The organism is Streptomyces sp. ME02-8801-2C, assembly GCF_033793965.1.
GTDB lineage: Bacteria > Actinomycetota > Actinomycetes > Streptomycetales > Streptomycetaceae > Streptomyces.
Window position 1 is genome coordinate 110,874 of record NZ_JARAXP010000011.1, and the last position, 14,426, is coordinate 125,299.

At 71.3% G+C, this 14,426-nt stretch carries 2 protein-coding genes; both read right to left on the reverse strand.

Features of this window, described 5'->3' with window-relative positions; translation table 11 throughout:
• Positions 1-8: 8 nt before the first annotated feature.
• Positions 9-2,675, reverse strand: a complete 2,667-nt coding sequence (locus tag PV396_RS31590) for a right-handed parallel beta-helix repeat-containing protein (protein WP_319210435.1) — start codon at positions 2,673-2,675, stop codon at positions 9-11.
• Entirely contained in the window at positions 2,672-14,413 is an 11,742-nt protein-coding gene (locus PV396_RS31595; RefSeq protein WP_319210436.1) for an actin cross-linking domain-containing toxin, read from the reverse strand. Before PV396_RS31595 ends, PV396_RS31590 begins: the two co-directional genes overlap by 4 nt.
• Positions 14,414-14,426 lie beyond the last annotated feature (13 nt).

Genomic DNA, 14,426 nt, shown 5'->3' on the forward strand with positions numbered 1-14,426 from the left:
GGCCGCGCTCACGGTGTCTGCGGGATGTCCTGCGTCCTCAGCGTCATCACGTCGGACTCCGAGACGTCCGGCAGTTCGGCGACGCGGTACGCCTGACGCTCCGTCATGGCCTGGAACAGCTGGCGCGCGGTACGGCCGTTGCCGAACCCCCGGTCCCTGGGCATCGCGTCGAAGCGCGCGGTCAGCACCTCACGGGCTTCGGGGGCGAGTTCGTACTGGTGCTGTGCGGCCTGGTGCTCCACGATGCTGACCAACTCGGCGCTGCCGTAGTCCTCGAAGAGCAGGGTGCGGTTGAAGCGCGAGGCCAGACCGGGGTTGGAGCGGACGAACGTCTCCATCTCCTTGAGATATCCGGCGACGATCACCACCACGTCGTCGCGGTGGTCCTCCATCAGCTTCAGCAGGGTGGCGATCGCCTCCTGGCCGAAGTCGTTCGAACCGGCGTACTGGGTGAGGGAATACGCCTCGTCGATGAACAGCACACCACCCCGGGCCTGCTGGAAGACCCGGGAGGTCTTCGGGCCGGTGTGGCCGACGTACTCGCCGACCAGGGCGGAGCGGTCGGCCTCGACCAGATGGCCGCGCTCCAGCAGGCCGACGGCGGCCAGGATGCGGCCGTAGAGCCGGGCGACGGTGGTCTTTCCGGTGCCCGGGTTGCCGGTGAAGACGAGGTGGCGGCTGAGCGGGGGCGGGGCCAGGCCCATCTCCTCGCGGCGGCGCACCATCCGCATCAGCTTCACCAGGGACGAGACGTCGTGCTTGACGCGGTCCAGTCCGGCGAGGCCGTCGAGTTCGGCGAGCAGGTCCTCGAGGGTGTCCTCGGAGGGTGCCTCGGTCTCCCGCGCGGTGGTCTGCGGGTCCGATTCCGGGCTGCCCGCGGACGCCAGGGACTGCTCCACGCCGGTGGGCAGCGACGGATTCCTCACGTCCCGTGCGAGGCAGTCGTCGAACACCGGGCGTGCGCCCTTTTCCAGGGCCACGTCCTCCTCGGTGTCCCGGACCAGACACCCGCGCAGTACGGGTGCGCCGCCGGCCGACACGTGCAGTGCCGGGAAGGCCGCGCCGTCGCTGCCCGCCCCGGCGAAGACGCAGTCCTCGAAGGTGCCGCGGGCCTTCTCACCCACGAACAGGCTGTTCTTGCCGGTCCGGGCCACCGTGACGGACCTGACCCGGGGTTCGGCCCCCGGGCCCACCACCAGGCCGGAGCCCGCGGCGTCCCGTACCGTGCAGCCATCGACGCTGGGTGTGGCGCGCTCCCCGATCACCAGGCCGGCCGTGCCCGTACCGCTGATCCGGCAGTCCCGCAGCACCGGGGCCGTCCCGGTGCCACAGGAGATCCCGGCCCGCTCGGCGTCCGTGACGTCGCACTCCTCCAGGACCACCGTCCCGGTCGACTCGGTGGTGATGCCCGCCCGGCCGCGCACCACGGACAGCCCGCGCATCCGGGCCTCGGCCGCGCTGTCGAGCTGCACCCCGGTCAGTCCGCAGTCCGTGATGCGGCCGCCCTCGACGGTGAGGCCGGCGCGGTCGGTGACCCGGATCCCGTGCTCCGCGGTGGACGCGATACGGCACGACGTGAGCGTCACCCGGGAGTCGTCGCAGGCATGCACCGCGCTGAAGGAGCACTCCGTCACGTCGCCGGCGGCCATGCGGACCTCGGAACGGTCGCCCGCCAGCAGACCGTTGGCCCGGCTGCCGGTCACCGACGTGCCCTCGGCGGTGAGCCGGGCGGAGCCCCGGGCCACCAGACCCGAGCCGTGTGCCCGGTCGACCTGGCAGTCCACCAGCTCCACGCGGCTCTCGCCGTCCGCGCTCGCGCCGGGCCCCGAACCGTCCCGCAGCCGGCAGTTCCGCAGCAGGACGTCCCCGGTGCCGGAGACGGCGACCCCGTCCGTGCCGGTGCGCAGGACCTCGCAGCGGGTGAGGAGCACACCACCGGCCCTGCCGTCGGCGCGCGCCGAACTGCCCAGCACCCGTACGCCCTCGGCCGCGGTCTCCTCCACCCGGCAGTCCAGCGCGGTGAGGGCCGCCGCGTCCTCCACCAGCAGCCCGCTGCGGCCGGGTCCGGAGATCCGGCAGTCGCGCAGCACGGCCCGGGCGTCGCCCCGAACCCGGACACCGGACCCGGTGACCCGCCGTACCGTCAGTTCCGTGGCCTCGGCGGCGGCTCGGGAGGCGATGACGACGCCGGTTCCCTGGATGTCCTCGACCACGACCCGGGTCAGCCGCGCCGAGCCGGTGGTGTTGACGTGCACCCCGGCCAGCCCAGCCCCCGACACCCGGCAGTCCGTCAGGGCGAGCGACGAGTCGCCGCCCGCCTCGACGCGGCCACCGGATATCTCGCAGGCGTCCAGTTGCAGGTCCCCGGCGCCGACCAGTACGGCGGGCAGCCCCGGGTCCTGTCCGGTCAGGGCGATGCCCTCGACCAGTACGCCGGCTGCGGCGACCTCCAGTACGGGCCGCCCCGGGGACGCGGCCAGCAGCCGTACGGCGAGTTCCGGCCCGTCCTCCGGCAGCAGGTGCACCGTGCGGTCGACGAGCAGCTGTTCGACGTACGTGCCCGGTGCGATGCGGATCTCGTCGCCGTCGCGGGCGGCGCGCACGGCGGAGGCGATGCTGCGGTGCGTGCCGCGGCCCTTGGGGGCGACCCGGTGCACGGCGGAGGTGGGGGTCACGTGAGGTCCAATCCCTCGATGGGCGAGACGGCCGGTTGCTGCGTCCTCTGCGACGGCGGGAACGGATGGGTCGAGTCGATGTGGGCGCCCCTGGTGTTGATCCAGTAGTTGAGGATGCCCGTGGCCAACGACTCGGCGCTCTGCCAGATCAGCTCGCCGGGGCCGCCGCGATGGAAGATCCGCGAGCCCGCGGTGGTGTGGATGGTGTATCTGGCCATCCCGCTGGTGACACCGGTGAACAGCGAGCCCGCCGCGCCCCAGGCGCCCGCTTCGAGGGCTTCGAGGCCGGTGTGCTTCTGGCCGCCCACGCCCCAGATGGCCGCGTTGGCGGCGTTGTTGACGAAACCGGTGAGCGCGCTGACCGTCAGGCCGTCGAAGAAGGCGTAGGTGCCGGACCGCCAGCGGGCGGGGTTCTCGTACGACGACCACTCGCCGGCCCAGTCGTCGCTGGAGGCGAGCGAGTGGCGGTTCCAGTCCTGCCCCTGGTCGAGATTGGTCAGGCCGTACTTGATCTTGCCGAGTGCGGTCATGTCCTGCGCCACGTTGAAGCCGGCCCGGATGCCGCCGCCAACAGCGCCGTTGAACAGAGCCCGCTCGAAGGCCACCATCGGGTCGAAGCGGGTGCCCGCGAACTCGGAGACGATGGCCGACACCGCGAAGCTGGTGCCGAACTCGATCAGGAAGCCCGTGGCGAACTCGGTGGCCGCCTTGCGCAGCTCGTGGCGCCACAGCGGCATGGCGACCGAGGAGCCGTCCCGGACGCCGGTCCAGATCTCGTGGAAGGGGTCGCGGAACTCGCGGTTCACACCGCGGAACTCGGTGGTGTAGCCGCGGAAGTCGACCTCGCGGCCGATGAGCCGCCAGGCGCGGTGGCCGTCCAGGCCCACCTGTCCGCCGACCGACGGCAGGCTGCTGATCTCCGGCAGTTTGGCGACGTCGAACGCCGACCAGCGGCCGAAGGCGTCGGTGGCCCAGACCCGTCCGGTGATGGTGCGCTGGGCGACCAGTCGGCTGTCCTGGTACTCCCGCCACTGCCCCCACAGCGACTCCGACTCCCGGTACCGGCCCGGGGCGCCCTCCACCGCGTCACGGCGGTGGCGCACCTTGCCCATGTCGAACTCCCGCCAGACCTCCCGGTCGACGGTGACCGTGGTGGTCGGCTCGAAGTGGCGTGCGGACCGGGAGAGCAGATCCGTCACGCTGGCCGGGCCGGTCTCCGGCGCCGGGGTGAGGGCCGCGGGGGCCGTCTCCTCCACGGTGTACGCGTACTCGCGGACCCGGCCGCCGGTGCGCCGCCGCACCACGTCGTCGCCGATGCGGTCGGTCCAGCGGCCCTTCGCGAAGTCCTGGTGGTCGCGGACACCCTGGGAGTGGACCGTGCCGTCGGCGTTGGTCTTCTGCCAGGTCCAGGTGGTGTCGGGCTGCCGGGTGGCGTCGATCCAGACGGTGCCGTCGTCGGTGGCGTTGCGTTCCCGCAGCGCCTGTCCCGGCCGGCCGTTCTCCAGCCGCTCGAAGTCGACGAACGAGTCGTCCCAGGTGCGGGAGTACAAGGAGCCGCGGTTCTGCATGCGGATGCCTTGGGTGACCGTCCCGTCCGGGCCGGTGGCCTTCCACTCCCAGGTGCGGTGGCGGGGGTTGCCGTGCGCCTCGATGCGGAGATCCCCCCACTGGTCGCGTCGGCCCGTGATCTGCAGCTGGGTGTTCTTGTCCACCCACACCCCGGAGACGTCGTCGCGGCCGATGCCGCGCGCCGGGTTCTCGCCGAGGTACTCGCGCACGCCGGTGCCCTGCGAGCGCATCGACAGCAGTTCGTCGCCCGCGGCGTTGGTGAACACGTCCTCGAAGCTGCCGTCGCCAGTGACATGGCGGGTGCCCGAGACCCCGCTGGTCGTGTCCAGCCAGGGCAGCTCGTACGGGTCGGCGGAACCGTTCCACTTCGGGGCCGGGGCCCACTTCGTGGGATCGTCGAGACTGCGGCCGACCTCGACGACGGCGCCGTTCTCCAGCTTGCGGGTCTCCCGGACGACACGGCCGAACTCATCGACGTCCCGCCAGCTGTGACCGCCGTGCGAGACGAGCCGGACACCTTTCAGCCGGGTGCCGTCGGCGGCGGTCTCGGTCCACTTGGACACCGCGAACATGGAGTCCCCGGTGACGAGGTTCCCGAGGAACCCGTCGAGCCGGCCGGCGCCCGTGCGCGTCTGCCAGAGGCCCGCGGGCATGCGCTGGTCGGAGATGCGTACGACATGCAGGGTGCCGCCGTCCGCCAGGTGCTCGATGACGTCGATCGCCTTGTTGGCGGGACCGACGGCGGAATGCAGCTCGGGGTCGACCCGCATGCCCGCCGGGCTCTGACCGGGCAGTACCGGGTGCTCCAGATACTGGCGCGAGCCGTGATAGCCGTCCAGCGGCCATATGTTGCCGCGCTGGTGGGCGACGGTCCGCTGTCCGGTGGCCGGGTCGATGTAGGTGTCCTTGAAACCGATGTGGTTCCAGGACCACTCGCGGGTGCCCGACAGCACCTCGGTGCCGCCGGAGTCGAAGCGCGTCCACGTCCAGTCGCCCCCCGCGCCCTTCTCCGCCCGGATCAGGCCGCCGTCGAGGGCCTTGGTGTACGTCCGTACGTCAAGGACGTCCATCGGGGCCCAGCGGTAGGAGAGCGTGTCGTGGACGGTTCTGCGGTCGCTGTCCCAGATCCGCTCGCCGGACCGCACCTTGGTCCCGGCCGGGTCGAACTCGCTCCAGCGGGCCCGGCCCACCCGGTCCAGGTCGATGTGGAGGACGTTGCCGTTGCCGAGCACCTCGCGTTCGAAGAGAGTCACCTTGCCGTCGCCGGTCAGTTTGAACCGGCCGGTTGCCGACATCTCCACCCTGGCCGTGGAGAAACGGCCGGTGAGCGGCGTGCCCGACGAGTCGACCCGTACGGCGGTGCCGGCAGCGTGGTCGATCCTCCAGTACTCGCCGTTGGCCTTTCCGCCCTTGATCCGTACGGCGATCGTCTCCTCGAGCAGCGTGCCGGTGCCGCTGAAGACGGTCCGCTCCATCGGTTGGGCCGCCCGGCCGGTGGGAACCAGGGCGATCCCGCCGGTGTCCAGGGGCTCCGGGCGCACCCCGAGGAGCGGCCGGTCCGCCGAGTCCAGCACCTGCGGTACGCCGCCGGGGGCGTCGGCGTCGAAACGGAGGATGCCGCGGTCGCCGGGCAGCTGTACGTCCCGCAGGGTGTGCACGCCTTCGGGCCCGTAGTGCCAGTGTGTGGTGGAGGCGGCGTCGGTGACGGTGAAACCGCCGCGCGGGTTCGGCGCTGTCGTGAAGAGGCCCTCGGCCGGGCGTGCGCCCACGAAGTCGAGCGAACTCGGGGTCCACGGCCCGCCGTCGGCCGAGCGGCCGGTGATGCCGACCCTCAACCCGTCCAGGTCGCTCGGTCCGCCTCTCAGGAACACCTCCTGGTAGAGGAGTTCACGGTTCGCGCCGAAGCCCAGCGTCACGTCCGACGGGTGGTGGTGCACCGTGTAGCGGCTGCCGCCGGGCCCGCCGTGCGGCGTGGGCGTGACGGTGAGGTCGCCGATCACGCGGCCGCCGGCGCCCTGGGCCACGGTCATGGACCGGAGGTCGTCGAGGCGGGGCGCCGGAGGCCGGTCGAGGTAGTCGCCGAGTGCGGTGACGGCGTGCTGCCGCAGCGTGTGCCGTGCCTGTCCGGTCAGCTGCCGCACCTGGTCGTTCAGCAACTCCGGGCGCAGGCCGAACCTCTCCAGCGGCGCGGTCGAGTCGTCGAGCGTACGGATGACGATCCGGGCCGTGTTGTCCAGGGCGATGCCCTCGGGGAGGTCGCCGAGGCCGTCGAGGCGGACCGGTGCGGTGCCGGGTGCGGCGTCCTCGGTGAAGCGCAGGAATCCGGGGCCGTCCGGGTCCGGAAGGTCACGGAGGACGAGGCGGTGGTCCGCGTCGAAGTGGAAGCGGCTGTGGGTGACCGTGTCGGTCACCGTGAAGCCGTTCGGCAGCCGTCCGGAGAGCGCGCTGTCCACCGGGGTGAGCCGGAGGGTGCCGGTGAGACGCCGAGGGCCGGTCAGCTCGAGCACCCTGGTCGTGGTGGAGCCCGCGCCCGGTGTGACCGTCACCTTGACCCCCAGGCCGCCCGAACCGTCGAGGCCGGGCAGTGCGATCGGCAGCTCCTGCTGACGCAGCAGACCACCGGGTTCGAACCGCCACACCGCCGTGAGACCGTCCGTGCCCGGCACGGGCACCCGCACGGTCAGCTCGCTCAGCGCACCGGTCGCGTTCCGGACCGGCGTGGCCGCCGCACCCGGTACGGGCACCCCGTCCCGGCCGACCACCGTCATCGGGTTGAGCGCCTCGTCGGTGAACCGCAGTGCGAAGTCGGTGCCGGACAGCGGTACTTCCCGGTGCTCCAGCCGTCCCAGGGAGTCGAACTGCCAGCGCACACCGCCCTGCGGACCTGTCGCGGTGAAGCCGCCGCCCTCGCGCACGGTGACCGGGACATCCGGCAGGCGCACCGGGCCGCCCTGTGCGGTGAGGTCCACCATCTCGATCCGGACCGAAGCCGGGACGGTGTCGGTCGCCGCGACCTCCGTGACGCGCAGCCGCAGCCCCGTCACGTCGGCCGGCCCGGACAGGGGTATCTCCCGCACCGAGGAGACCGGCGGGACCGGGGAGTCGAGGAACTGCCCCGGGACGCCGGCGCCCCTCAGGTCCGACACCGGCCCCTGCGTGATCCGCGGCAGGTCGACGACGGGCACGTCCGGGCCGCCGACGCCGGCCACCGGCCGCCCCAGTTCCTCGGGCAGCGGCCCCGCCGCGACATGCGGCGCCACCGGTGGGGCGGCGGGGACGGCTGAAGCGGGTGGCCCGACGGCGACGGGGGTCCTCGCGGTGATGTCCTGCCACGTCTGCGGATGCCGGGCGGCGATCCACTCGGCCTTGTGGCGGGCCGCCGCCATCCTGAGGATCTCGTCGGTGGTCTTGTTCCGGTAGGTCCGCCCGGCGTCGGGGTCCCTGGGGAACTCCGCGCGGTACCAGTCGGCGAAGGCGTCCTTGTTCTCCGGCCCCGAGACGAAGTCGTTGATCTTCCTGACCGCGATCGCCCGGTTCCCGCCCAGCTCCGCCAAGGGGTCGCTCACCAGGGAGACAGGGGCCCTCTCGTGCGGTACGAAGCCCTTCAGCTCGTCCGGGAGGGTCCGGAACTCGAACAGCAGGGCTCGCTCCCCGCCGACGGTGGCGTTGTTGATGCCACGTCCGGCCACCTCGTTGCCGTTCAGGATGTACTGTCTGGCGGCCGTCCAGATGGACTCGTCACCGATGGCGGTGGTCTCCCGGAGGAGCCTCAGCGTCACGGCTCGGTCACCGGGGGACAGGGAGTCGAGGACGAGGCTCGGCCTGGTCCGGGGCAGCACCTTCCACTCGTTCTTCACCGCCGGATGGGTCAGCCCGCGGTACGGCGGCGCGCCGGCCCAGTCCTCGATGGGGATGCCGTGTCTGTTCACCAGGTCGGAGGTGAACTCGATGACGGACTTCGTGTAGGTGTACGCGTTCTCCACCTGCTCGGGCGCGTCGAGTGTCTCCCGCACGAGCGCCGTCCGCAGGGCGTCGTCGTCGCGGAAAGCGGGCTTGTACCAGTGGGCGTGGTCCGCCAGCAGTCTCAGCTCGTGCGTGGCACGGGTGCCGAAGTCCACGGCCCTGATACCGATCGTCGCCTGCTGCTGGGTCGTCGGCATGGAGACGGAGGGCAGTCCCTCGAGTTCCAGTCCGTTCCCGGCCGCGATGACGTGCCGGTCGCTCGTCACCTGCAACCTGTAGAGGCCGTCGGGGCTGATCATCGACTCGAGCGGCTGGTGGTTGTGGACGCCGAGTCGGTCCTTGAAGACGTCGAGGAGCCATTGGGTGGCGTCGTTGCGGGCGCCGATCGCCACCTGGTCGCCCAGCCGTGAGGGATAGGTGATCAGCTCCACGGTGTGCGTCTGCCAGTTTCCGTGCTGTGCCTCCGGGAGGCGGGCGGGGTTGGTGTATCCGCCCGTGCCCATGTCCTTCGTGACCATGAGCAGGGGTTCGTCGGTGTCGACCTTCGACACGAAGGCGAAGGTTCTGTCCGAGCTCCCCGGGAGGGCGACGACGAACCCGCCGAGTTCGCTCTCGGTGCCGATGGAAGGGGCCGGGAAGGACGAGTCGAATCCCGGTGCCACGGCCCGCGCGGGCCGCGCCGCCACAGGCGTTCGGGGCAGGTTCACGGTGGGAGGGGCGGCGGAAACCGGGGGCGGGGGTACGCGGGGCGGGGCGGGAGCCGGCGGGGGAGCGACCGGGGGCGGAGCCGGGATCGCCGGGCCTTCCAGGGGCATGTGCTCGCCGGCCGGAACCGTCCCGGTGAGATCGCCGGCGACGGCGTCCAGAACGCTGTTCCCGGGGACGTCGCTGGGCGGGACCCGCTCCGGCAGAGGGCCGCCGAGACCGTCGAGGGCTGTCACCGAGCCCACGCTCGTCTCCGGCACCACCGACCCGGACACATCCAGCCGGGTGGACGCGGCCGCGTCCGCCGGAAGGTCCACGAACCGGCCGTCCCGGTCGAAGACGAGCCGAGCGCCGGTCGGGTCGGTCATCGCGAACCCGCCCGGCAGCCGCTGCGCCAACTCCCCGTCCAGCCGTACGACGGAGAAGCCGCCGTCGCCAGGACCCGGCACCGCCAGCCGGTACGCCGGTGTCGTTCCGCCGCCCGGCAGCCGGGTGAACGTCGTGGTCAGCCGGGCCCCGGTCAGCGGGCCGCCGACGGGGCCGGAGAGCGTCAACTGTTCGGACAGCCGCGTACCGTCCAGGTCGAACCGGCCGATCCAGGCCCCCTCCAGTGACTGGACCCGCACACCGGTGACCACGTTCAGCGCGCCCCTGACCGGCTCGATCACCGCGCCGTCGGGCACCGGCAGTCCGTCCGTGCCGACCACCCGGGGAAGCGTGCCCGGCCCTGGTTCGGCGTCGAAGCGGAGGAAGCCGTCCGCACCGGGGAACCGGATGTCACGGAACTGAAGGACCTCGTCCGCGCCGAAGACCAGGCGCATGTCCCCTGCCTGGTCGGTGAACGCGAACGCGCCGTCGTCCAGCGGGGTCCGCTGCCATTCCATCCGTAGGCCCGGTATGCCTGTGACCTGCTGAGGATCCAGCAGCACGGTCTCGCCGCGGGGCGCGGGAGCGTCGAAGCGGTCCAGCCGCAGGGAGTTGGTGTCGACGCCCGGGACGGAGACCGGTGCCAGGTCGCCGAGGTCCGTCGGCCGACCGTCTGCGCCGAACCTGGCCCCGATCCCGTCGGGCGTGGTGAGGGTGAAGCCGCCGTCGGCCATGTCGACCCGGACGTCGGGGACGATCCCGGAGTCCGTCCTGAGGACCCAGTTGACGGTCTCCCCCGGTTCCATGGTGATCCACTGACCGGTGGGCCGCCCCAGGTCGTCCAGCAGCCCCAGCTCACCGACGCGCGGCTCCAGCAGCCGACCGGAGTTCGTGCCGGCCGGATTGCGCCACTCGATGGAGACGGCCTTCACCTCGAAGTCCGGCTTGAACGTGTCCGACAACCGGAGGTCGCCGGCGGCTTCGTCGAGACCACGGAGTGCGGTGCCGGCGGGCACTGAGCCACCCGCGACCTCGGACCCTGTCACCCGGGGGTACGGACCCTCCAGATAGTTCCTGGGAATGGTGCCCTTGACCAGCCATTCCTGGTCACGGGTGGTGTTCAGCAGAACGCGGACATCTCCGGCGACCTTGCCGATCGCGTCCTTGCCGCCCCGGCCCACGACATTGACGTCGTTCTTCCTGAGGAACTCGACGACGTCGTTGCGGGAGCTGGCCCCGGTGAGACCCGAGAAATCGAGCCGCTTCCCGATGGTCCGCTCGATCTGGTCGCCGATCAGTTGCTGGAGATCCCGGGCCGGGAGAATTCCCACGTTCTCCAGCTTCCCGGCCTTGATGTCCAGACCCAGCTTGTAGACGTCGAGGGTGAACTCCGTGTCGCCGTACACCTTCTCGCCGCCGGCCACGGCGAACGAGGTGAAGGGACTGTTGCTCTTGCGCTCCGCGATCTCGGCACCCGCCACATGCTGGAATGCGGTGGTTTTCCCGTCTCGGTTGGCCGGGACCATTCCGAGATCGGGATCGAAGTGCGACTTGCGCAGGCCCTTGGCGTCGACCTGCAACGCGTGGAAGTCGTCCTGCCGGATGAGCTTGACACCGTGCAGGTGCTCCAGGCCGACGTTCGACATGAAGAATTCGTCCGTCCTGATGACCAACTGCGGACTCTCCGAAGGAGTGAGCCCGGAGCCGGAGGACCGGCCTGCTGACTCCAGCAGGTCCGTGGGCGCCGTGACCGGTGTGGTGGTGACCGGGGCGGCCGGTACGCGCTGCAGCGATTCGACGGTCGGATAGGTGTCCGTCAGATACTTCTTCGGAATGGCCCCCTGTATGAGCCAGGTGTTGTCCCGGCGCACCTGCAGCAGCGTCTTGATGTCCGTCGTGACCGATGCACCCAACTTCTTCGGCACGTTGTATTCGGCGAGGAATTTCTTGATGTCGTCGTTCTTCGTCAAGTGGGTGAACTTCGACGGGATCTCCAGTGTCGAGTCCCCGACGGCGAACCGGATCTCCTTGAGGATTTCCTGCTCCAGTTCGGTGTTGGAGATGATCCGCACACCCCTGACGTTCTCCGCACCGGCCGAGATGTCGTTGCTGAGGGACACGAGATCGAGCCCGATCTCGTTGTTCCCGAAGGGCTTTCCGGTACCGCCGGGCACGGAGAACGCGGTGAACTGGCTGTTTTCCTTGAACAATTTGGCATTGCCGGTGGACACCGCCTGGAGCGGTGTGATGGTGCCGTCGATCCTGACCGGCACGAGACCGTCCTCGGTCAGCCGTGTCTTCATACCGGACTTGCCCACCGTCGCCGAGAAGTCAGCGTCCTGCCGCACCAGCCAGTGGACCTGCGGCACGGACGGCGCCGTCACCTCCGGCACGACGGGCACCCGCACCGGATCCACACCCTGCGGGGCGGCCGACGGACCCGCGGGCGACGCCGGGCGGACCGGGATGTCGTCGAGCAAGGGTCTGCCGTCCAGACCGATCCTGGTGACGAGGCCGTCGGCCTCGGTGAGGGTGAAGACGCCGTCGGTCAGGGTCACCCTGACGTCGGCGACGATCCCGGATTCCCCCTTGAGGACCCAGTTGACGGTCGGCCCGGGCTCCATGGTGACCCACTGGCCCGTGGGCCGCCCCAGGTCGTCCAGCAGCCGCAGTTCACCGGTGGGCAGGGTGGCCGCCGGGCCGTCGATGCGGGTCATCATCACCGTGACGTCCCGGCGGACCGTGTCCAGGTTCATCCCCAGCCGGTCGAACGCGATGCGGGACCGGGTGAAGTCGATGCGGGCCGCGCTGAGGTCGAGTTCGGCCTGGACGCGGCTCAGCGGCGGTACGTCGGTCAGCTTGTCGAGTTCGCTGAGCCTGCGTCCGGCGGTGTCCAGCTGGAACTGGGCGGACTGGGTGCGCAGCCAGGTCTGGAAGCGTTCCGTGGCGATTTTTCCGCCGGCTCCGCCGGTGACGATGTCCCGCAGGGTGAGCGGGGTGAAGGCGGGGCTATCGGTGACCGGGGCAGTGAGGTCCGTCCGGACCGGCCCCAGGCCCAGGAGTTCGCGTGCGGTGCTGGAGCCGTCGCCGGTGTCGGGGAGCAGCCGGGTGAGGTCGTCGAGCTTGATGCCGAGCTCGTCCAGGCGGTCGGTGCCGGCGACCGACCTCAAGGCGGGGACACGGGGGTCGGCCGGGCCGATGACCTCGATCTTCACGCCGTCCTTCAACCGCACCCGGACGTCCACCGGGTCGGTCTTCCCGATCCGCAGGACGACCCCGTCCGGGGTGACGTTCACCAGGTCGATCTCGCCGTCCACGATCTGCCGCACCTGGAACTCGCTCAGCCCCCCGAGCCTGCCGTCGAGGCTCAGCTCCGCCAGGTTGTCGAGCGGCGTGAGCAGCCCGGTCGTGGTGCGCTCCACGCCGGTCAGCGTGTCGAGGTCCCGCAGCTCGTCGCTCGCGGTGCGCGGGGGCGGCAGGTCACCACCGAGGCGGCCGCTCGTGGGGTCGAGGCGGCCGAGGCGTTGGTTCACCGGGGTGAGGAAGCCGAGCCGCTGCCCGCCGGGGGCCGTGCCGACCGGCAGGCCCACCGTGTCGAGGAGGTGCAGGTTGTCGAGCCGGCCACCCATGTCGTCCAGGCGGCCCGGCATACGGGGGGTGCCAGGGCCGGACAGGGAGCTGAAGCCCGGCGTACGGGGTGTCGTCACCGGTGTCACCGAGATCTCGGCCAGCTCGTCGAGGGTCTCGTCGAACTCCGGGGTGCCGGGCACGGCGAGTCTGTCGGTGTTCGTGCCCTTCACCGGGGGCAGGGTGCCGCCCCGGTCGAGGTTGCGGCCCGTCAGGTTCGCGAGGTCCGCGGCCGACGAACCCGTCCTGCCGAGTGGGCGCAGCGTCCGCGGCGCCAGGCGCATGCCCCGGTCGACGAAGCCCATGCGGAAGGCGCCCCGGTAGCCGAACCGCGCGATCTCCGAGTACCTCATCGGCAGCAGTGCCGTGGTGACGAGCCGGCCCATGCTCATGATCGTGTAGACGCCCAGCCGGGCGGCGGTGTTGCCGCCGACGAACGCCGTGGACTCGACGAAGTCGCGGCTCAGCGCGGACCTGCCCTGCCGGAAGGTGCCCCGGGCGAACCCGCCCATGAACCTCAGGGTCGATCCCAGCATCGCGGGCGTCTTGGACAGCACCCGGGGCAGCGCCATGAACCCGCTGCCCACCCGGCCGGCGAGCCCCCCGCCGAACTTGACCAGGCCCATCCCGGCCCCCGACAGGAGCCGGCCGGGAGAGTTGAGCAGCGCCCTGCCGCCCCGGAACAACAGGCGCCCGCCCGCTGAGAGGCCGCCGGCCAGGCCCTTGCCTCCCGACAGGCCCAGCCGGAGCAGTCCGCCGAGGGTGGTGATGCCCTTCGTCGACGGGAACAGAATGCCGAGGAAGGCGAGGCCGAGGCTGAGGGCGTTGCCGTTGCCCGAGGCGTAGTCGACGAGGGCCTTGGCGAAGAGCACCAGACCCAGCCCGAAGGCCAGGAGGCCCAGCGGGCCGCCGATGATGGCCGCGACGAGGGTGATGACCAGCGCGACGATCTCCAGGACCTTGAAGAACGTCGACACGAAGCGCTTCCAGGCGCTCTTCTTCGGCTTCGCCACGGGCCGCGACACCAGCCGGGCCGCCTCGTGCAGGGCGTCCTCCAGGATCTTCCCCTCGGCCTGGACGGCGTCCGTCTCGGCGTCCACCTCGCCCCGGGCGCGGGTCAGCTCCGGATCGTTCTCGGGCAGCGGCTGACCGCCGACCCGCTCCAGCGCGGCCACGGTGTCCGCGGCGTTCTCGGCCCGGTCCTGGGAGTCCCCGAGAGCACGGGCGTACCGAGCCGTGGCGTTGGCGGCCATGTCGAACGAGCGGTTGATGTTCGCCATGAACACCTTGAGCTCGTTCTTGACGTACGTACGCAGGGCGTCCGCGGTCCGGCCCTCGAAGCCGCCGTCCTCGGCCTTGGCCAACAGGGTGTCGAGGCCGCCGCTGACCCGTCCGGCAAGATCGCTGAGGTCGCGCAGCTCCTTGGTGACGTTCTCGACGACACCCGGATTCCCCGTCACCGGATTGCCGGTGAATCCGACTCTGCTCCACTCGTCGGAGGTGGCCAACGAATCCTCCACG